Source organism: Methylomonas stagni (assembly GCF_050154735.1).
Lineage (GTDB): Bacteria > Pseudomonadota > Gammaproteobacteria > Methylococcales > Methylomonadaceae > Methylomonas > Methylomonas koyamae_A.
On sequence record NZ_CP189557.1, the window covers coordinates 2373573 to 2395009 of the forward strand.

The window sequence follows — 21437 nt, forward strand, 5'->3', positions numbered from 1 at the left end:
AAACCGCCTCGACCACGGGTTTCAACAGTCGGACCACGTCGTTTCGGCGAATCGAGTCCAGCCATTGTACTGTGATTTATCCGGCATGACCACTGACCGAAAACACCAGCCGGCCATCCAAAATATTAGCAATTTTTAATATATAGCCGCTTGAAATCGCTAGTCCACCGCCCCATGTCAGGGGCAACATCATTACAATCGAGGTACCTACCATGCGTATGGACAAACTCACCAGCAAATTCCAGCAAGCGCTCGGGGACGCTCAAAGCTTGGCTTTGGGCAAGGATCATCAGTTCATCGAACCGCTACACGTCATGCTGGCCTTGCTGGACCAGGAAGGCGGCAGCATTAAACCTTTGCTGCAACAGATTGGCGTACAGGTCAATACGTTTCGCGGCGATCTGCTGAAGGAAATCGACCGGCTCGCCAGCGTTTCCGGCGCCGGCGGCGACGTGCAAATTTCCAACGAACTGTCGCGAACGCTCAACCTGACCGACAAATTGGCGCAAAAACGCAAAGACGCCTACATCTCCAGTGAATTGTTCTTGTTGGCGGCGCTGGAAGGCGGCGGCGCGCTACAAAACTTGCTGAAACGCGCCGGCGTAACCGCGCCGGCCGTCGAAAAAGCCGTCGAAAATCTGCGCGGCGGCCAAGCCGTTAACGACGCCAATGCCGAAGATCAACGCCAGGCTCTGAAAAAATACACGATCAATCTGACCGAACGCGCCGAGCAAGGCAAACTCGATCCAGTGATCGGCCGCGACGACGAAATCCGCCGTACGATCCAGGTTCTACAACGCCGTACCAAAAACAACCCGGTGCTGATCGGCGAACCCGGCGTCGGTAAGACGGCCATCGTCGAAGGCCTAGCCCAGCGCATCGTCAACGGCGAAGTGCCGGAAGGCATCAAGGGCAAGCAATTGCTGTCGTTGGACATGGCCGCGCTGATCGCCGGCGCCAAGTTTCGCGGCGAATTCGAGGAACGCCTGAAAGCGGTGCTCAACGACATCGCCAAACTCGAAGGCCAGGTGATTCTGTTCATCGACGAACTGCACACCATGGTCGGCGCCGGCAAGGCCGAGGGCGCGATGGATGCCGGCAATATGCTCAAGCCGGCCCTAGCGCGCGGCGAACTGCATTGCGTCGGCGCTACCACGCTAGACGAATACCGCCAATACATCGAAAAAGACGCCGCGCTGGAACGCCGATTCCAAAAAGTCTTGGTCGACGAACCCAACGTTGAAGACACGATCGCCATCTTGCGCGGTTTGAAGGAACGCTACGAAATCCACCACAGCGTCGACATCACCGACCCGGCCATCGTCGCGGCGGCGATGCTGTCGCACCGCTACATTTCCGACCGGCAACTGCCGGACAAGGCCATCGATTTGATCGACGAAGCCGCCAGCCGGATTCGGATGGAAATGGATTCCAAACCGGAAGCGATGGATAAACTCGACCGGCGCCTGATCCAGCTCAAAATCGAACGCGAGGCCTTGAAAAACGAAACCGACGCCGCCTCGAAAAAGCGTCTGGAAACCTTGCAGGACGAGATCGGCGAACTGGAAAAGGAATATTCCGATTTGGATGAAATCTGGAAAGCCGAAAAAGCCGCGCTGCAAGGCACCGCCACGATCAAGGAAAGACTGGAACACGCCAGACTGGAGTTGGAAGCCGCCCGCCGCGCTCAAGATTACGCGAGGATGTCCGAACTGCAGTACGGCGACATTCCCAAACTGGAAAAGGAACTGGATCTGGCGTCGCAAGCCGAAATGCAGGAGACCACGCTGTTGCGCAGCAAGGTCACCGAAGAGGAAATCGCCGAGGTTGTCTCCAAATGGACCGGCATTCCGGTTTCGAAAATGATGGAAGGCGAGCGCGAAAAACTGTTGCGGATGGAAGACGAATTGGCCAAACGCGTGATCGGTCAGACCGAAGCTCTGAAAGCGGTCAGCAACGCGATCCGTCGCTCGCGGGCCGGTTTGTCCGATCCGAACCGCCCCAACGGCTCCTTCTTGTTCTTGGGACCGACCGGCGTCGGCAAGACCGAATTGTGCAAGGCCTTGGCCGAGTTCATGTTCGACACCGAGGAAGCGATGGTCCGCATCGACATGTCCGAGTTCATGGAGAAACATTCGGTGGCCCGCTTGATAGGCGCCCCGCCGGGCTACGTCGGCTACGAAGAAGGCGGCTATTTGACCGAGGCGGTGCGCCGCAAGCCTTATTCGGTGATCTTGCTCGACGAAATCGAAAAAGCCCATGCCGACGTGTTCAATGTGCTGCTGCAAGTGCTGGACGACGGCCGTTTGACCGATGGCCAGGGCCGCACGGTGGATTTTAAAAACACCGTGGTGGTGATGACCTCTAACCTGGGTTCACAGATTATCCAAGAGTTGGCGGGCGAGGAGAACTACGGAGACATGAAAGACGCGGTAATGGACATCGTCGGCCAGCATTTTCGGCCGGAATTCATCAACCGGGTTGACGAAGCCGTGGTGTTCCATCCGCTCGGCCAGGGCCAAATTCGCGCGATCTGCAAAATACAGATCGACTTGCTACGGAACCGTTTGGCCGAAAAGGATATCGAGCTGGAGGTCAGCGAAACCGCGCTGGATTTGCTCGGCGAATCCGGCTTCGATCCGGTTTACGGCGCGCGACCGCTGAAACGGGCAATTCAACGCCAATTGGAAAACCGTCTGGCCAACGAAATTTTGTCCGGACACTACCTTCCCGGCGACACCGTCAAGGTCGATCGCGCGGCGGACGGCCTGACCTTCGGCAAATAACGCCAAGGGCCGGTCCGGAATGCTTTCCGCCGACCGGCCCGTTCCCACCGGGTTTCGACTATCCGTCCGGCGTTCGGCTTGACTAAATCGACGGCTTGCTCTAGCTTCAATCTGGCTTGCATATCAACAATAACAATCAAGCCACCGCCATGAATCCAAGTATCACACCTCGTAGTGCGCGACCGACGTTTGCCCTCTTCCTCGCGCACGACGCCGGAGGTTCGGAACGATGAGCTTACGCATCGGTATCGTCGGACTAGGTCGCATCGGCGGCGGTGTGCTACGCAACAACTTTCTGAACGGCCCCGCGGGTCGCTTCGACATTCGCGTGATCTGCGACGTGATGCCGATCGACCACGTCGCTTACCTGATCGCCCACGACAGCACCTACGGCCGGCCGCCGTTCGCGGTGGATCACGACGGTACCGACTTGCTGTTGGGCGAGCAGCGGATACGCTATCAACGCGTCGATCGCCGCCGTCGGCCGCCGGAGAACGACAGCTTCGGCATGCTGCGGCCCTTTGACCTGGACGTGTTGTTCGACGCCACCGGTACCGCGGCGATCGGCGACTTCCGAGCCTTGCTCGATCAGCGCGTCGCCAAAAAAATCCTCTGCACCTGGAACGTGGCGGGTTGCGACCTCAGTCTGGTTTACGGAGTCAACCAAGACGATTACGATCCGGCGCGTCACCATGTCGTTTCCGCCAGCACCTGCACCGGCAACGCCATGGTGCCGATTTGCGACATTCTCGACCGCCACATCGGCATCGACTACGCCCGTATCGTCACGATCCACCCGGAATTGTCGGACCAAAAAGTCCTGGACGGCTACCACCCTTCTTCGCAACTCGGCCGGGCCTGCGCGGTATCCATCGTTCCCACCGCCACCAACGTGGCCAAATCGACCGAACTGGTGCTGCCTCGGTTGGCCGGGAAGCTGGAAGCCCTGTCCTACAGAGTACCAACCGCCATCGTCTCGGTGATCGACATCGCGGCGGTCTTGGCCAGGGATTCCACTCCGGAAGAAGTCGCCAGCCTGCTTTGCGAGTATTCGAACAATCGCCTGTCTGGAATCCTCTCTTGCGAATACGGCGCGTGGGGGCACCAAAAAGCCAGCATCGACTACCTGGCTAGCCCCTATTCGGCGATCGTCCTGATGAAGCATTTAAGCCTCGGCAACCGTCGTCACCTGGGTCTGGCCCTGATGCACGACAATGAGTTCGGCTATTGTTGCCGGGTTCTGGATGTACTGGGCGTGATGGCCGCCAACCCGCCCAGCTAAAGCCTCCGCCATCCTCCGTCAAGGCCGCGCTCGGCAGGCCCCTTACCGCGCCGGTCGATATTTTTTGTCACAAACAGGTAATATATCGCTGCTAGATTAGCTAAGTCATTGCTACCTAGCCTTTTATGGAACCTATATGCCCAACTTGAACATCCTGGTTGTCGAAGATGAAGAAGCTATCAGGGAAATGCTGGCCATGGTGCTGGAACAAGCCGAATTTCAAGTCATTTCCGCCGGCAGTGCCGAACAAGCCATGCAAGCCCTAGCCGACAACCGGGTGGATTTGATCGTGCTGGACTGGATGCTACCCGGCATTAGCGGCGTCGAGCTGGCCAAGCGCTTGAAAAACGAACCGGGCTTCAAGGAACTCCCCATCATTCTGCTCACCGCCCGTAGCGAAGAAGAAGATAAAATCCGCGGCCTGGAAATAGGCGCGGACGATTACGTCACCAAACCCTTCTCCCCGAAAGAATTAGTTGCTCGAATCAAGGCGGTGATGCGGCGCAGCGGCAAATTGTCGGAATCCGGCCAACTCAGCGTTGGCGATCTAACCCTGGACACCGAACAACATCGCTTGATGATCGGCGGCCGCAGTTTGGAAGTCAGTCCCACCGAATTCAGGCTGATGCAATTTTTCATGACCAATCCCGACAAAGTCTACAGCCGCACGCATTTGCTGGACCAGGTATGGGGCCGAAGCGTCTATATCGAAGAGCGCACCGTCGACGTGCACATCCGCCGATTGCGCAAAATTTTGGCGACCTACGGCCGGGAAGAACTGATCCAAACCGTGCGCGGCTTCGGCTACCGGTTTTCGATGGCGGATTGACGTTAGATGCAGCGCTGGCAACGCGAACTGAATATCGTCATTGGCCTATTGATCCCCACGCTGCTGATCAGTGTGTTCTTCGGTCATCTGACCGAACTGCTACTGGCCGTCACATTACTACTACTGACCAAACAAACCATCAGCATCAACCGCCTGGAGCGCTGGCTAAGCCAGGGCGGCGTTGGCGAACGCACTAACTTCAAAGGGATTTGGGGCGACATTTACTACCACTTGTATAAAATTCGTCGCAGTCAGAAACGCCGTAAGAAAAAGCTCGGCAAGATGTTGGACCGGTTCCGTAAATCCACCGACGCGTTGCCCGATGCCGTTGTCGTGCTGGGCAGCTACGGCGAAATCGAATGGAGCAACAAGGTCGCTCACGAATTTCTGGGCTTGAAAAAGTCCGATACGGGCCATCGGATTCCGAATCTGGTCCGTCATCCTCTGTTTATCCAATACCTAAAGGACCAGGATTACCGACAGAAAATCAGCATCCCCTCGCCGGTCAACGAAAACCTGATTCTGCAAATCGGTATCGTGCCCTACGGCAACGGCTTGCGTCTGCTGATGGCGCAAGACATCACCCACTTAAAGGCCATCGAGCGGATGCGCACCGACTTCGTCGCCAATGTGTCGCACGAACTGCGCACGCCGCTGACGGTACTACGCGGCTATCTGGAAACCCTGCAGGAAATGGAAAACGGTCCGAGCGTTTACACCCGCTCGTTTCAAAATATGTCGGCGCAAACCGAGCGCATGCAAATGCTGATCGACGATCTGCTACTGCTTGCCCGTTTGGAAAGCAAGGCTAAAAAGTCCGAATGCGTCCAGATTGCCGATCTGCTCGGCCAAGTCTGCCACGAGAGCGATTTACTGGAAAAAGACGAACGCCGGGTCACGCTGAGCCTCGCGAGTACCGCCAACCTGCGCGGCGATGCGCTGGAGCTGCGCGGCGCATTTAGCAATCTGCTAGGCAATGCCCTGAAGTATTCGCCGCCGCGCTCGCCGGTACATGTGCGCTGGGACAACTTGCCGGACGGTAGTGTGTATTTGGAAGTCGAGGATTTCGGCCAAGGTATCGCCAACCACGAAATCCCCAGGATTACCGAGCGCTTTTATCGTGCCGACGTCAAACGCAATCAGAAAATTGCCGGGACCGGCCTGGGTTTGGCCATCGTAAAACACGTGCTGGTGCGTCACGACGCCAAATTGGAAATCGAAAGCCAGTTAGGTAAAGGGAGTCGGTTTCGTTGCGTGTTCCCCAAGCAACGGCTGTGTTAAGTGCCGCTAAGCGCGAATTGATTGAAGAAGGCGTAACGCCCGGCTTCGCAACGGCGTAGCGCGTGAATCGCCGAGCGCTGCAAGCCTTCGGCATCCGAGGCATCGACAGGACTCAACGCGATCCCGATACGGCAATTCAACAAGCCGGTCGCCTCCACCCCCGCATAAGGTTTAGCCAAAAGCTCGGCCAAATGGCCGGCCAATTTGGCAATACTATCGAGCTTATCCAACTCGGTCAGCAAAACGGCAAACTCCGCGCCGTCCAAACGGGCGACAATATCGGTTTCGCGAATGCCGCCCACCAAACGTTGCGCCACTTCCTGCAACACACTATCGCCTTTCGCGTAGCCCAGGCTTTCGTTAAGTTCCTTGAAACCGTCGAAACTGACGATCATCAACGCCAATAGCGCACCGCTACGTTGGGATTTTTTGACTTCCTGATCCAAGCGGGCATACAACATCCGGCGATTCCCAGCACCGGTCAATGGGTCGAAATTGGCCTGCTGCCACAATTGCTCTTCAGTCAGCTTGCGGTGAGTAATATCGAAAAACACCCCGATCCGCCGCAGTTCCAAGCCGTTGCGATCAAATATCGTGTTAATCGTTAACAGCTCCACATAGAGTTCGCCATTTTTCCGGCGATTCCATATTTCGCCCCGCCATTGCCCGGTCGCTTGAATAGCCGCCCACATTGCTTGAAAAAATGCCGCATCGTGGCGCCCCGAACCGAGAATCCTGGCATTTTTACCGATGACTTCCTCGGCCGCATAACCGGTAACATCTGCGAAAGCCGGATTTACCGAGACAATAAGCCCGTCGAGGTCGGTAATCATCATCGCCTCGCTGCAACCTTGGTAGAACAACATCGCCAATTGCCGGTCTTCCTCGGCCAATTTAGAATCAGTCACATCCTGAACGATTCCCGCCATCCGGGCGGGGCGACCTGGCAGGTAGCAGCCGGCGATCCGAATCCAACGCTTTTCGCCATCCGCGCGGCGGATCTCGCATTCGATATCGCAATTGGCGGCCATTCCGATCGCTTGTTGAAAACGCGCGTCCACCGCTTCGCGATGGCCCGGCAACACGTGATCCAGCAACATCTGGTAACTCCAGACCCTACGCATTTGCGAATACCCGAATATCCGATCATGGGTTGGCGTACGCTGCACGTCCTTGCTAGCTAGATCTAAGTCCCACGCGCCAGCGCCGATGGTATCCAACGCAAATCCCATTCGGGCTTCGCTCTGCCGCAAAGCCCGCGTGTACTGTTCTTTGTCGAACAGCATTAACGCGAGCGGGATCCCGACCGCCGCGAAAATCAGTAGATAAAACCAGATACTCAGCAAGCCTTCCTGGACACCGTTGCCGACAAACGGCCCAACGCCGTGCTCGAGGCCCCATAAGGATTGCACTGCGGTCATCGTGATTAACAAGGTTACGCCATGGCGGCCGAATCGGGCCGCCGCCCAAATGACAAACATAAAAGGCCAGTAGGATTTGGCGAAATCGCCGAACAGATCCGGCCACCACGCCAAAAACACCGTTTGACCACATACCGCGCTAAGCACGATAAAAGCGAGTGTTTCAGGCAAGCGCTTGGGCGCAAACCAATCCAAGGGCCAATCCTTCCAAATCAGTACCAACGGTGTTAGCAATGCCATGCCGAACACATCGGCCATCCACCAGTGCAGCATACTGTCGAACGCACTATCCAGCGCCACATGACCGGCGAACAGCAATATCATCGGCCCGATTAACGCGCTGAATCCGGCACTAAACAGGGCGGCAATGCCCAACCAGACGAAGTCGCGCGGATGTTTCAGCGCTGGTGAAAAGCCCGAGTGGCCGGATAAAAACCAGGCACCCAACCAGGACTCCAACGTGTTACCGACAGCAATGCCGGCGGAAATAGCCAAGGAATCGTCTACCAACAGCCCCGCCAGCAACGCACCGACAAAAACGGCCGGAACGAAGCGCCATCCCCCCAAGATAATTGTAACCAAGCCCACTCCGGACGGAAACCAGACCAAGGTGACGCCACTGGCGTCGGAAAAAAAGCCAACACCAACTTGGCCAGTGCCGCATATAGCAGGGCAACCCCGATAACCTTCAAGAATACAGTGACGCCGGATTGTGATTTCATAACGTGACACGGAAAGACACCTGTCCAGAAGTGTACAACAACCGCCCTCATTCACCAGCCCGCGCCCGGCGATTTTTTGCGAGCCGAGTCCGGAAACAAAAACCACCGCCAAAGTTCGCCATGCCTCTATAATTGCCGGCATTTTTGACCCTGCCAAAGAGGTGGACATGATTTCGGAAACCGTTATCGAGCTATCGCGCGGCCAATTCGCGATGACGGCAACCCAGCATTTTCTGTTCATGCCGGTCAGCCTCGGACTATCGTTGCTGCTCGCCCTGCTGGAAACGCTATCCGTCCGCGACGCCCGTTATGCCGCTCTAGCCGAATTCTGGGTCAAACTGTTCGGCATCGGCATGGCACTGACTGCGGCAACCACATTGATCTTGGTCTGCCAATTCGGCAGTCACTGGGCGTATTTTGCCCATTATGCCGGCGATACGATCGGCTTGGCTCTTTTGACGGCCTGCGCCGGCTTTTTCGTCACGGCTCAGGCGACCGGCCGTTTACTGTTCGGCGAGCAATGCTTGCCCGGCGTCCGCCGCGCTCTGCTGGCGTGGACCGCATGTCTGGGTTGCCATGTCGCCCTGCTGGGATTCGTGGCGGCAAATGCCTGGATGCAATACCCAGTCGGCAGCGGCTTCAATCCGCAAACCTTACGGCTGGAATTGACCGATCCGGCCAGTTTGTTTCGAAATCCGGTGATGACTGCAAAATTCCTGCACGCGGCGTTGGCTGGCTACGCAAGCGCCGCCGGGCTGATATTGTCGGTTAGCGCGCTTTGGCGGCGGCAAGGCCGCGAGAGCCGGGCGGCGGCGCTGGGCCACCGATTAGGCGGCGTGATGGGCCTGACCGCCGTGCTGGCAACGATGGCGCTCGGCGATACCGGCATTTTCCAATCCAACAGCCTACAAGCGGGTAAATTCGCGGCTATTCACGGCCTGCCGCCCGACGACTTGATCGCCGAGCATGCCCGACGTACTCTCAACGGCATCGGCGCCTACGAAAAGCTCCAAGCGATCCGCGATGACCACCGCGAACCACAGTTACTCGCCGATTTCGCCGCCACCCAGGCCGACCTGGGCCATGCCTTATTGCTAAAACATTGGAAAGACGGTGTCAGCGGCGCCAGCGAAGCGCAGATTCAACAAACCGCGCGGGCCAGCGTGCCGCCGTCCGAGCCCATCCGTTGGGGCTACCGAGTCATGGTCGGCTGCGGCGTCTTGCTGGCTCTCAATTTTCTGGCCGGTATCGCCTTCGCGTTCGGCTGGCTAGGCTCCCCCGCGATATTAAAACTCAACTTTTACGCCTTGCCGCTACCTTGGTTGGCCAGCGGCGCCGGTTGGTTTATTGCCGAATACGGCCGCCAACCCTGGATCATCGCCGACGCGCTGCCGACATGGCTGGGCGTATCGCTTGGCAACCCGAGCGATTTATGGACCGGCCTAGGCCTTTACGCGCTGGCGTACGGCGGTTTGTTGAGTCTGGCGCTAATCCTGGTCAAACGAGCCGTCTCCGACGGCCTCGGCGCAATCTCGGAGGAAAATCGTCATGACGCTTGATTATTCGATTCTTCGGTTAGCGGCCTGGGCGCTGCTCAGCCTGTTTGCGATCGGCGTCAGCCTAACCGTCTTGGCCGAGCTCGGCGCGGCCAGTTTGCTACCGACGTTAAACGCCAACGAATCGCAACGACGAGCCTTAACCGCGCAATGGGCGGCCGTTACCGCCGGCAATCTGGCTTGGCTGGCGGCGTTGATCGCACTGGTGTTTTTCGGCTGGCCCAGCGTTTACGCGGCGGTGTTTTCCAGTTTTCAAACCTTGTTACCCTTTGTATTGATTCCACTCGCGCTTAGGCCGTTTGCTTTGTATGTCCGCGCCGGTTTGCCTGCCAATTGGTTGGAAAAATGGGACAGGGGCTTGTCTCTCGGGGCGTTGCTGCCAACCTTTCTGCTCGGCGTGATGATAGGCAACCTGATCAAGGGCATTCCGTTTCATCTGCAAAGCGATATGCGGATCGCGCTGCTCGGCAACTTGGGCGGTTTGTTCAACCCGTTTTCAATGTTGGTCGGCGCTGTCGCGTCGGCGGCGGCCACGAGCTTGGGCGCACTCCAATTACAATTGCACGGCGACTCGGAAATTTCCGAGCGTGCCAAGGCCCTCGCCCTTCCGTTGGGCTTAGCCTTTTTGAGTCTATTCGCCTTGACAGGACTGTGGATCACGCACCTTGAAGGCTACCACGTCACCACCGACATCGCACCGCTCGGACCGTCCAACCCGCTCAGCAAATTCGTCAGACGCGGCGACGGCCTTTGGCTGGACAATTACGAACACGAACCCTCGTTGATCGCGATACCCTCGCTGGTTTTTATCGCCGGTATCGCGATGCTGATCTGTTCGCGCCGTGATAAAGCCTATTGGGCTTCCCTGGCCGCCGCGGTGGCGATGGCAATGCTGGTACTGACGGCGGGCGTGTCGCTCTTTCCGTTTTTGGCCCCGTCCAATATGTCCTTGAACAGCTCGCTAACCCTTTGGGACGCCAGCGCCAGCGAAACCGGGCTGCGCGCGTTGCTGATGTTCGACGGGATACTGTTTCCGTTGATGGCGATTTCCAGCCGCTGGCGTTAGCGGGAACCCGATGAGTTTGTATCGCTCGAACAAACCTGATAAAACCTTAGTTTCCTGACAACTATAACTACAAAAAGGTAGGCGCAATATGAAGAAAGTCCTGAACCACACCTTGATCGGCGTACTGGCGTTTATTCCGATCATGGTCATCGTCCAAATCGTCCTGTTCGTCAAAGACCGGCTGACCGATTTATTTCAATTCGTTTACGGCTATTCGGACAACTATCTGGTGACCTTTCTACTATTCGCCGCCAGTTTCGCGACCATTACCTACGTCGGCCACCGGGTCAGCCTGGGCCGATTTTCGATTATCGCGATGTTCGAGCACCTGATCGAGCGGATTCCGCTGCTGAGCACCATCTATCGGGTCACCAAAAAACTGGTCAACATGATCGCCGGACATCAGCTTCAGGAACCGCGCGAAGTGGTTTACGTCGAGTACCCGAAGGAAGGCATTTGGGTACCGGCCTATGTCACCAACAAAACCGACGACCGCTACGTGTTGTTCGTACCGACCTCGCCCAACCCAACCTCCGGCTTCGCGGTCATCGTCCACGAATCGAAAGTAATTAAATCGGAGATGAGCATCGAACAAGTCACCAGCTTCATCATCAGCGTCGGCGCCGATTTCGAAAAAGTCGCCGAAATTAAAAAGCTGCCGAGTTAAACCGGTTCGTTCAACGATAGCGCTCAGCCGACCATTTCCCGACAATGACCGACGGCGCCGACACCCTCTCCGCGCGCTTGGGCGCCGCTTTGAAACGGCGAGGCTGGCGCATCGCCGTCGCCGAATCCTGTACCGGCGGAGGGATTGCCCATGCCATTACCGAGGTTGCCGGTAGCTCGGAATGGTTCGACAGGGGTTTTGTGACCTACAGCAACGCCGCCAAGGCGGAGTTGCTGGGAGTGCCGCAAACGACGCTGGACGGTGCCGGGGCGGTCAGCCCGGAAACCGCGCTGGCGATGGTGGCCGGCGCGCTCAGCCATAGTCAAGCCGATTTGGCCCTGGCGGTCACCGGCATCGCCGGCCCGGGCGGCGGCACGCCGGATAAGCCGGTTGGCTTGGTGTATGTCTCGCTACAAACCAGCGGCCAACCTGCCAGCTGCCAACGTAAACACTTCCAGGGTACCCGCCACGAAATTCGCCAACAAACCGTGGATTTCGCGTTGCAATGGGCTTTACAAACCGCCGCTGTGAGTTAGATATTCCCCTACTTTCGCGCAACTTGTAAGAATTTGCTTACAATTCCCGAGACTCCAACTGCGCAACGCGCCCGAATCGCTGATCCGCACACCATGACTATCGTCCCGGCACTTCAAGCCTTTTTCGGAACCACCAGCCAAGATCATCGACGCTGGTGGGGACCGGTCGCCGTCGGCATCGCTTACTATTTGGGCGCGGTATTGGGCGTCAAAGCCTCGGTCATGTCCGAGGGCATCGCAATTTTCTGGCCGCCGAACGCATTTCTGCTGGCGGGTTTTTTGCTGAACCCTCTTAGGATGTGGCCCGCCTACGCGCTAGCGGCGGTACCGGCCGAGATCGCCGCGGATCTACCGACCTTCCAACTGCATCAAGCCTTGTTGTTCGTCGCGGTCAACATTCTGGAAGCTCTGATCGCAGCCGGCTTGATTAAGCTCACCTGCCGCTGGCCGTTCAGACTGGACACCCTTCGCCAAGTCGCGATGTTTGGCCTATTCGCTCTGATCGTGGCCAGCGGGGTTGCCGGCCTGTTCGGCGCCACGGTTTACGTGACGACCTCGGCCGACACGGTCTCTTTTTGGAGCGAATGGCGTATCTGGTGGTTTGGCGACAGCCTGGGACTGCTGACGATCACCCCGGTGTTGTTGGGCTGGCTACAGGTGCAATCGAATCTGTGGGACACGCCCCCGGCCGACAGGCCGTTCGAAGCCGCCTTGTTGTTAGCCGCCACGTTACTGGTCGGCTTGTGGGTTTTCTCGTTGCCGGACTATCTGACTACCCGTTATCCGGCCAGCCCCATCCTGATGTTGCCGCTAACGATCTGGGCCGCGGCCCGCTTCGGACTGCGCGGCGCGGCGTCCCTGAATCTACTGATCGCTATGATCGCAATTGCCGGCACGGTTGCCGGCCGCGGCCATTTCGTGTCGATGAATCAAGCCGACAATGTCCTCCGCTTGCAAGAATATCTGGCGGCCTTGGCGTTTTCATCGTTGGCGCTCGCCGCGCTACTACAAGAATTGCAGCAACAAAACGTCCGGCTGCGCGCGCTGAGCCGGGCGGTGGAGACCGTGTATGCCGGCATCGTGATTACCGATCCGACCAGCCAGGACAACCCGATTATTTACGTCAACAAAGGCTTCGAAGCCATCACCGGCTACCGACGCCGCGACGCGATCGGCAGAAACCCGCGCTTCTTACAAGACCCCGGCGCGGATGCCCACAAAATTCAGGCGCTGCGTAGCGCGATAGAACAACGCCAACGCATCCGCTGCACGCTGCGCAATCGCCGTAAGAACGGCAGCTTGTTTTACAACCGGATGACGATAGACCCGGTGTTGGACGAAGCGGGGCGCGTTAGCCATTTCATCGGGGTTCTGCACGACATCACCGACATCGTCGCCGGCGAGCAAGCTCTGCGAAACGCCCATCGAGAACTGGAATTGATCAATCTGGACCTGGAAAACCGTATCGAACAACGCACCCGCGAATTGAAATCGGCCAACGAGCAACTGGCAATGCTGGCCGCCACCGATCCGCTGACCGGGGCCTACAATCGCCGCCACTTCATGACCCAAGCCAACGCCGAACTCAAACAGGCAAACCGGCACGGCCGAGCACTGTCGTTAATCGCACTGGACATCGATCACTTCAAACAGATTAACGACCATCACGGTCACGGCGTTGGCGATCGCATTTTGATCATGTTGACCGAAACCGTGATGCCGATTTTACGGCCACGCGACTTATTCGCCCGTTTCGGCGGCGAGGAGTTTTGCGTATTACTGCCGGAAACCGGCGTCAAGGAAGCCGGCGCAATCGCCGAACGTCTGCGGGCCGCGATCGCCGAACTGAGTTTCTCGAGCGGGAATGCCGCGCCAATTCAATTTACCATCAGTGCTGGCGTCGCCGAATGCCAGCCCCATGCCTTCGATATCGACACGGTACTGGAACTGGCGGATCGCGCGATGTATGTTGCCAAGCAGGCCGGTCGCAATACCGTCAGAATTCATTCGCCCTTGCAAGCCCCGCCCCGACCGGAACCCGAGCCCGCGTAACAACCCTGCCGGCCAAAAAGCTGCCACTCCAGCGCGCCGGTTGGGCTAAAATGCCGCCTCTGTTCATCCTGCGGAAGTTTCGCCATGTTGAAAAAATCCCTGTTTACCGTTCTCGTCGGCTTACTGAGCGCATGCGCCACCAGCCCTACCGGCAGGAGCCAATTCATTTACATGCCCGACAATCAGGTCGATCAAATGGGATTGCAAGCCTTCGACAGTATGAAGAGCAAAAATCCGATCAGCCGCAACGCCGATTACAACCAGTTTGCGCAATGCGTTGCGCTCGACCTGACCAAGCAAACCGGCGGACAGTGGGAAGTCGTGGTCTTCGAAGACGAAACCCTGAACGCGTTCGCCCTGCCCGGCAACAAGATCGGCGTTCACACCGGTCTGATCAAGCTAGTCGACAATCAAGACCAATTGGCGGCGGTAATCGGCCACGAAATCGGTCATGTGCTCTCGCGCCACAGCAACGAACGCTTGTCGCAAGAGACTGCGGTCAGTACCGGACTCTCGATGGTTCAAGCGGTTACCCAACCGCAGACGGCGCTCGGCCAGACGGCCTTGGGACTACTCGGCGTCGGTGCCCAATACGGCGTGCTACTACCTTATAGCCGGGTTCACGAAACCGAGGCCGATACGATAGGTTTGGATTTGATGGCTAAAGCCGGCTTCGATCCCCGCCAAAGCATCAATCTATGGAAAAAAATGGACCAAGCCTCGCAAGGCGGCCAGCCTATCGAGTTCATGTCCACGCACCCGTCGCACGGTAGCCGCATCGACAATTTGAACCAACACATGAACCACGCCGTTCAACTTCAGCAACAAGCTAGAAGTCAGGGCAAACAACCGCACTGCACCAAATAATGAATCCGTATTTGTCTCAACTGCACCCCTATCCGTTCGAGAAGCTGGCTGCGTTAAAAAACGGCGTTGTGCCCCCTAGCGATCAACCCCATATTGCGCTGTCTATCGGCGAACCCAAACACGCCACGCCGCACTTCATCCAGGAAGCCCTGCTGCGTCATCTGCACGGGCTGACCCAGTATCCGACCACCAAGGGCTTGCCGGAATTGCGTCAGGCGATTGCCGAGTGGACTTGCCGACGCTTCGCGATTCCGGCCGGCGGCGTCGATGCCGAGACTCAGGTACTGCCGGTCAACGGCACCCGCGAGGCCTTATTCTCACTGGTACAGGCTGTGATCGATCCAGCCGCCAAGCCGGTGGTGATCATGCCCAATCCTTTCTACCAGATCTACGAAGGTGCGGCCTTGCTGGCCGGCGCCGAACCGTATTATCTGAACACCACCGAGGAAAACGGTTATCGGCCGGATTTCGACAGCGTGCCGGAAGCCATCTGGCAGCGCTGCCAGCTGATTTTCATCTGTTCGCCCGGCAATCCGACCGGCACGGTGCTGAGCGAGAGTGACCATCTGAAACTACTGGCGCTGGCGGAAAAACACGACTTCGTGATCGCCTCCGACGAGTGCTACACCGAACTCTACGACGACGAGGCGAACCCGCCGCAAGGCCTGCTGCAAAGCGCCTGGCACGGCGGCAACACCGCGTTCAAGCATTGCGTGATTTTCCAAAGCCTGTCCAAGCGTTCCAACGCGCCCGGCCTGCGCTCCGGTTTCGTGGCCGGCGATGCCGAGGTGCTGAAACAGTATCTTAAATACCGCACCTACCACGGCTGCCCGATGCCGGTGCCGACCCAGCACGCCAGCATCGCCGCATGGAACGACGAGGAACACGTCAAACACAACCGCCAGTTGTACCGCGACAAGTTCACCGCCTTCATCGATATTTTAAAAGACGTCTGCGAGATCAGCCGGCCGCCGGCCAGCTTCTATGTCTGGCTGAAGACACCAATTGATGACTGTGAATTTGCTAAACAATTGTTTGCCCAGCAGAACATTACGGTGTTACCGGGAAGTTATTTGTCGCGCGACAGCGGCGGCATTAATCCCGGTGCCTACCATGTCCGTATCGCGCTGGTGGCGCCCATCGAGGAATGTGTCGAGGCGGCGCAACGCATTAAAGCTTTTCTCAATGAAAACACCGCGTAGGATGTGCTGAACAACGTGAAGCGTATCGGTCGCGAACGATGCGCCTCCTTACGTCGGCATATCCTACATTTGTTTAATCCTTAAACTTAAGAAAACCATGTCAAACCTGGAAACCATCATCAACGACGCCTTCGAAAACCGCGCCGAAATCAGCCCGTCCACCGTCTCATCGGAAGTTCGCGACGCGGTCGCCACCGCATTGAACATGCTGGACAAAGGCGAAGCGCGCGTTGCCGAGAAAAAAGGCGGCGATTGGGTCACCAACCAATGGCTGAAAAAAGCCGTGCTGCTGTCGTTCCGCATCAACGAAAACAAGGTCATCGAAAGCGGCGACGTGCGTTACTACGACAAAGTACCGACTAAATTCGGTCAATACAGCGAAGCCGAATTTGCTCAAGCCGGCGTCCGCGTGGTGCCCAACGCAGTAGCCCGTTACGGTTCCTACATTGCCCCCGGCGCGATCCTGATGCCGTCTTACGTCAACATCGGCGCTTACGTCGATAGCGGCACGATGGTCGATACTTGGGTAACGGTCGGGTCTTGCGCACAAATCGGTAAAAACGTGCATTTATCCGGCGGCGTCGGCATCGGCGGCGTGTTGGAACCGCTGCAAGCCAACCCGACCATCATCGGCGATAACTGCTTCATCGGCGCCCGCTCCGAGATCGTCGAAGGTGTGATCGTCGAAGATAATTGCGTGGTATCGATGGGCGTCTACATCGGCCAAAGCACCAAGATCTTCAACCGCATGACCGGCGAAGTCAGCTACGGTCGCATCCCGGCCGGCTCCGTGGTCGTTTCCGGTAACCTGCCATCCAAAGACGGCAGCCATAGTCTGTATTGCGCGGTGATTATTAAACAGGTGGACGAGAAAACCCGTAGCAAAACCGGGATTAATGAGTTGTTACGGGATTGATCGTCCTCGGTACTAAACTTTCTCCCGTGCGCCTCACGCGTTAAGATACGAAGCGCACGGACATTGATTGGGACTCCAGCTGGAACACAAAGTGGGACAGCCGAATCCCAGCCATATAGACCAAACAGCATTTTTTAATCCGAATGCCAAATACTTTAAGGAATAGTCATGCGGGTAGCGATCTTAGCGAAAAATGATTTTCGTAGTCCGCGATTTTTGGCCGAAAGCCTGACCCGAATGCTAACTAAGCTGGGTGTGGAGTTTGGCTACTTCCCGAATGCACTCGCGCAATTGGAAGCGATGTCTGAACGAGACTCATCGACCCGGCATCGTTTCAAAGCAATTTGGGCGGATTTGCAAGGCATCACCCACACCTTACGTAGCTTTGACATTATCATCGTATCCGACACGATAGGAATCTTAGGCCGCCCACAAATCCTCCGCCCACTAAAACAACTCGACAAACCATTATTGTTCTACGAGGTTTTCGCTTACCAAGGTGCCAAATTCTGGCGGGACAAATTCGGGCCTACGGCACACCATGTATTCGACGGATTGTTGACGGTTAGCGGCATTCACGACATCGAACCATTAACAGATCGCCCGATATTCGAAATCGGTCTGGACATCACCCCACAAGCGACCTTCTTAGCACAGCGACCTTTGACGGCAATGATCGATTTTCCTCGAGAAGGTTACACTGCAGCGCGGCAGACCCAGCTGGAAGCACTACAAACCCTAAATATTCCGATTCTGGAATTGCGAGGTGAATACACTTTTAGCGAAATCGAAGCCATTTATGCCCAAGTGGGTGTCGCTTTCGTCGCATTTCCAGAGGCCTTTGGCTTACCGATCGTACAAATCCAATATCAAGGTGGATATATCGCCAGCCCTGCTGCAAGTTGGGTTAAACGCCACGCCTTACTTTCGAACGGTCGCGTCTATCTCGAGGACAGCGACCGGAAATCATTCTCCAATAATTTTTTGATTTACGGTTCCAAAGACGAGTTGATCGAACAGCTAATCTCAATTAAAAACAATTACGACCCTTGGGCCGTCAGACAAACCATCCTAGAACAACAACCCCAATATATCCACGGCAATTTGAATGCTCTTTGCCGAGCCTTAAAATCCTGTATTTAGTATTCATTCAGCGTGATTTAAAAATAAAACTTGACAGGTTTTTCATAAAGAAGCCATTTCAAGACGGCATCGCCTGAAAGGCAAGAAATCCACTGTTTACGCGAGCATATCGCATGTACATAGTTTAACCTTGCTTGCGCGACTGCCTAGGAGCCTGTCGGACTTAACTTACCAGCACTTCTGTTGTCATCCAGCTCAGCGAAGACGGCGGTCGAAGGAAGGATTTGCCACTGGTTAGGCGAGCGTTTTGGCGTTGGATTCCGATAACGCCAATCGAGCCTTTTGCTGGCCAATCGTTTCGACCATTAGACGACCCTCGCCAAGATATGCATCCGTTTCAAGTTGAAGGCCATGGCCACCAGTTTCCACTCACCGGTGACCGCATCCAGACCGCGTAAGGAGAATTGGCGAAAGCCGAGTACCTGTTTGATGATCCCGAACACGGGTTCCACCGTGCATTTGCGCTTGGCATAACGGGCTTTGCCTTCGCGGGTTTTCAAGTACCAAGCCATCTTTTCCAGCGGATCGTCGCCAGTCGGTTCCGGCGCATCCGGGGCTAAACGTTCCGCCAACGGCCGATGATGACTGTCACGGCCCATGGCGATTAAAGGTTCGATCCGGTTTCGTTCGCAAGCCTGGACGTTGGCGGCACTGAAGTAGCCGGTGTCCGCCAGTAGGGCTTCGGCTTGGCCCAAGGCGTCGGGCAGTTTTTTCAGTTCGGCCAGCATCGGCTCAACTTGTTGTTTGTCGTTGGTCTGCTGCGTGACCGTGGTGGCCACGATCAGCATCGTATCGACATCGACGGCGGCCTGACTGTTGTAGCCTTGCACAAAGCCTTCGTGACTCGGCAGGATGCGCGATTCCTCGTCGGTCAGGTTGATTTGATCGTCGGGCTTGGGGCCGGCTACCGGCGCCTTGGGTTCCGGGCCTCGCGGCTTTTGGCCAGCTTGCCGCTGGGCTTCCCGGCGGGACACCTTGTCCTCGTATGCCTGTTCGGCTTGCGCGTCGCGCGGTTTGGCCCGCTCGGCGATCTTGGCTTTCGCTTCACGCAAGGCTTTCAGCCGGTCTTCCCGCCGCGCCAATTCGTCCGGCAGATCAAGGCCGTCCCGGTCGTCCACCGCGTCGGTTTCGTCGGCCTTTTGCAGTAAGGCCTGAACTTCGTCTCGTAGCTGTGCTTCGAGCTTTTCGATATGGCTGTGGGACAAGGCCTTGTGCTTGGAGGCATTCGCTTTGAGCTTGGTGCCGTCCAACGCGATTTGCCCCAGCTTCACCAACTTCATCGCTTGCGCCAGACTCAGCACTTGGACGAACAGGTCTTCCAACTCGACCAGGAACGTCTTGCGGAAGTGAGCCAGGGTATCGTGATCGGGATGGGTATCACCAGACAAGAAACGAAACGCCACCGAATCGTAGGTGGCCCGTTCGATCTTCCGGCTGGAAAACACGCCGGTGGCGTACCCATAGACCAGCAGTGCCAATAATATCGCCGGATGGTGCGCCGCCGAACCCCGACCTTGATAGCGGCTCGTCAACCGGCTTAAATCCAACTGCTCGATGACTTCGACGACAAAACGCGCCAAGTGATCCTCCGGCAACCATTCGTCCACCGAGGGGGTAATAGATAGACTTGATGGCGGTTGACAGGAATGAATCGACTCATCAAGGGCTCTCCCGGTTGCTGGTTCTTTCTATACCACCTATTTTATCTAACCAAGTTACCGAATGGACTATTGGCTTTTAAGTCCGACAGGCTCCTAGCCATTCGTTACCGTAAGCTGCATGAAAACCAACCTCGAAGGCTAAATTCGGCTTTTCAAACCGGCCTTATAATCACCGTCAATTCAACACCTGCCAGGGCTTCATCTTGACGGTCGAGAACATTGCCCTGGATGCCACGGCCAAAAAAGTGCGGCAATTACTCGCCTTTCCTTTTCGCTTCCCCAGCAATTAAGCGACTATTTCAGAAAACCCACTCGTTCCGCGTGAATTGTAAATGTCATCGCAAATTCCTCACCCTCGCTTAGGCTAAACGGTGCAGGTAAACCATCCGCGCCGAAACGACAACCGATAATCGGCTCGATGCAAACATACTCGGTACTTTTATCGCTCCACACGCCATACGCCAAACACAGCCCTTCCCGTAGCGGTGACAAACCACAGGTCATTGCCACGGTATAATCGGCGGTACGAATTGTTGCCGGCTCAGCCAACGATGCCGCGTGGTGAACTTGCAGTTGATCGTGCGGCATCTCCGCGATGTCGATGTGCTCGGCGCCGATGTCGATAACACTGCCCGGCGAGACCGAAAAATAGGGATGAAACCCCGGCCGGATCCAAGCAATATCGGATAACGCTCGAATACGACAGGAGACCGTCAAGACTTTTCCGCCCAATCCGGCGTGTTCCGTCCAATCGGTGATCACTTCGACCTTGCCCCAATCGGCTTCGGCCGTGCCAGCCAAAGTTTTCCGGTGCGGCAAGGTGTTATCACAAGGGGTAATTCGGTATTCGCCATGTTTGATAGCAAACGGCGGCGGCAACGCTTCGAAATTCGGTATACATAAATAAACACCTCCACGTGACCCGCCATCCTGTTTATTCTGCAATGGGGCAATAACATCGGTGTCTTCCAACGGCCAATCGATTAATGTGCCTGTATCGTTAAAGTTCATAGTTAACAGCGCATCCTTTTCTAAGGTGTAATAAATTCAATCTTATAGCAATAATAAACAATGGCTCCGCCAACCCATTCGAAATGTCCGGCAAATTAAGAAATCCAAAGCCTTGCATTTTTTACGGGGTTATTTTTTATTCTCGGTGCCGCGCGAAAGAGTTAGGCAAGAGTTCCGAGATGTTCCGGTCAAGGAAAAGCGTAATTAATGCGACCAAAATGAGACACACTTTCTCAATGTCAATTTACCGGCCAGACTCATCCCGGCTCTGAAAGAATCACAATAGTAAAAACCGATTCAAACAGACCCCCATAAAATAAAACGGAATGTTACGCTCAATATCGACAGGATAAACACCAAAAACCGTGGCAACAGGTATTATTCGAGGCTGAATATTTTTCCGAATATTCCATTTACGGCATCTATGTTGAAGAGATTC

The 21437-nt window shown here is 56.2% G+C and carries 15 protein-coding genes and 1 pseudogene; 13 read left to right on the forward strand and 3 right to left on the reverse strand.

Going from position 1 to position 21437, the window contains the following annotated elements; all coding sequences use genetic code 11:
- Nucleotides 1-212 precede the first annotated feature (212 nt).
- The 4 genes from clpB to phoR all read left to right on the forward strand — a co-directional run bounded on the left by clpB (nucleotide 213) and on the right by phoR (nucleotide 6178).
- Entirely contained in the window at nucleotides 213-2786 is a 2574-nt protein-coding gene (clpB, locus tag ACP4CD_RS11110) for an ATP-dependent chaperone ClpB (protein WP_281022551.1), read from the forward strand.
- Nucleotides 2787-3015: 229 nt separating this feature from the next.
- On the forward strand, nucleotides 3016-4068 hold the full coding sequence (locus ACP4CD_RS11115) for a glyceraldehyde 3-phosphate dehydrogenase NAD-binding domain-containing protein (RefSeq protein WP_426994587.1): 1053 nt from the start codon (nucleotides 3016-3018) through the stop codon (nucleotides 4066-4068).
- A gap of 136 nt (nucleotides 4069-4204) precedes the next feature.
- Entirely contained in the window at nucleotides 4205-4897 is a 693-nt protein-coding gene (gene phoB, locus ACP4CD_RS11120) for a phosphate regulon transcriptional regulator PhoB (protein WP_064030987.1), read from the forward strand.
- Between the two features lie 6 nt (nucleotides 4898-4903).
- Entirely contained in the window at nucleotides 4904-6178 is a 1275-nt protein-coding gene (gene phoR, locus ACP4CD_RS11125) for a phosphate regulon sensor histidine kinase PhoR (RefSeq protein WP_064030988.1), read from the forward strand.
- Here phoR and ACP4CD_RS11130 read toward each other — a convergent pair.
- A complete protein-coding gene (locus ACP4CD_RS11130; RefSeq protein WP_426994588.1) occupies nucleotides 6175-8562 on the reverse strand; it encodes a sensor domain-containing diguanylate cyclase in 2388 nt (795 codons plus the stop codon). The genes phoR and ACP4CD_RS11130 overlap by 4 nt on opposite strands.
- Here ACP4CD_RS11130 and ACP4CD_RS11135 point away from each other — a divergent pair.
- The 9 genes from ACP4CD_RS11135 (at nucleotide 8489) to ACP4CD_RS11175 (ending at nucleotide 18326) form a co-directional block, all read left to right on the forward strand.
- Nucleotides 8489-9880 (forward strand): cytochrome ubiquinol oxidase subunit I, encoded by a 1392-nt coding sequence (locus ACP4CD_RS11135; protein WP_426994589.1) that lies wholly within the window; start codon nucleotides 8489-8491, stop codon nucleotides 9878-9880. The two genes, ACP4CD_RS11130 and ACP4CD_RS11135, sit on opposite strands and share 74 nt — an antisense overlap.
- The gene (gene cydB, locus ACP4CD_RS11140; RefSeq protein ID WP_426994590.1) at nucleotides 9870-10943 is read left to right on the forward strand and encodes a cytochrome d ubiquinol oxidase subunit II; all 1074 of its coding nucleotides are present in this window, start codon (nucleotides 9870-9872) and stop codon (nucleotides 10941-10943) included. The genes ACP4CD_RS11135 and cydB overlap by 11 nt, the downstream gene beginning before the upstream one ends.
- A gap of 88 nt (nucleotides 10944-11031) precedes the next feature.
- Nucleotides 11032-11610, forward strand: coding sequence for a DUF502 domain-containing protein (locus tag ACP4CD_RS11145; RefSeq protein WP_064030992.1), 579 nt, complete (start codon nucleotides 11032-11034; stop codon nucleotides 11608-11610).
- A gap of 44 nt (nucleotides 11611-11654) precedes the next feature.
- Entirely contained in the window at nucleotides 11655-12146 is a 492-nt protein-coding gene (locus ACP4CD_RS11150) for a CinA family protein (protein ID WP_426994591.1), read from the forward strand.
- A 93-nt stretch (nucleotides 12147-12239) separates the two neighbouring features.
- A complete protein-coding gene (locus ACP4CD_RS11155; protein ID WP_426994592.1) occupies nucleotides 12240-14198 on the forward strand; it encodes a sensor domain-containing diguanylate cyclase in 1959 nt (652 codons plus the stop codon).
- An 84-nt stretch (nucleotides 14199-14282) separates the two neighbouring features.
- Nucleotides 14283-15065, forward strand: a complete 783-nt coding sequence (locus ACP4CD_RS11160; RefSeq protein WP_168032192.1) for a M48 family metallopeptidase — start codon at nucleotides 14283-14285, stop codon at nucleotides 15063-15065.
- Entirely contained in the window at nucleotides 15065-16267 is a 1203-nt protein-coding gene (gene dapC, locus ACP4CD_RS11165; RefSeq protein ID WP_426994593.1) for a succinyldiaminopimelate transaminase, read from the forward strand. Before ACP4CD_RS11160 ends, dapC begins: the two co-directional genes overlap by 1 nt.
- A 97-nt stretch (nucleotides 16268-16364) precedes the next feature.
- Nucleotides 16365-17183, forward strand: a complete 819-nt coding sequence (gene dapD, locus ACP4CD_RS11170; RefSeq protein ID WP_426994594.1) for a 2,3,4,5-tetrahydropyridine-2,6-dicarboxylate N-succinyltransferase — start codon at nucleotides 16365-16367, stop codon at nucleotides 17181-17183.
- 168 nt (nucleotides 17184-17351) lie between these two features.
- Nucleotides 17352-18326 (forward strand): hypothetical protein, encoded by a 975-nt coding sequence (locus tag ACP4CD_RS11175; protein ID WP_426994595.1) that lies wholly within the window; start codon nucleotides 17352-17354, stop codon nucleotides 18324-18326.
- 305 nt (nucleotides 18327-18631) lie between these two features.
- On the opposite strand, the pseudogene ACP4CD_RS11180 reads toward ACP4CD_RS11175, so the two are convergent.
- Nucleotides 18632-19986: pseudogene (locus ACP4CD_RS11180) on the reverse strand (IS1182 family transposase).
- 295 nt (nucleotides 19987-20281) lie between these two features.
- A complete protein-coding gene (locus ACP4CD_RS11185; RefSeq protein ID WP_426994596.1) occupies nucleotides 20282-20998 on the reverse strand; it encodes a hypothetical protein in 717 nt (238 codons plus the stop codon).
- Between the last annotated feature and the right edge of the window lie 439 nt (nucleotides 20999-21437).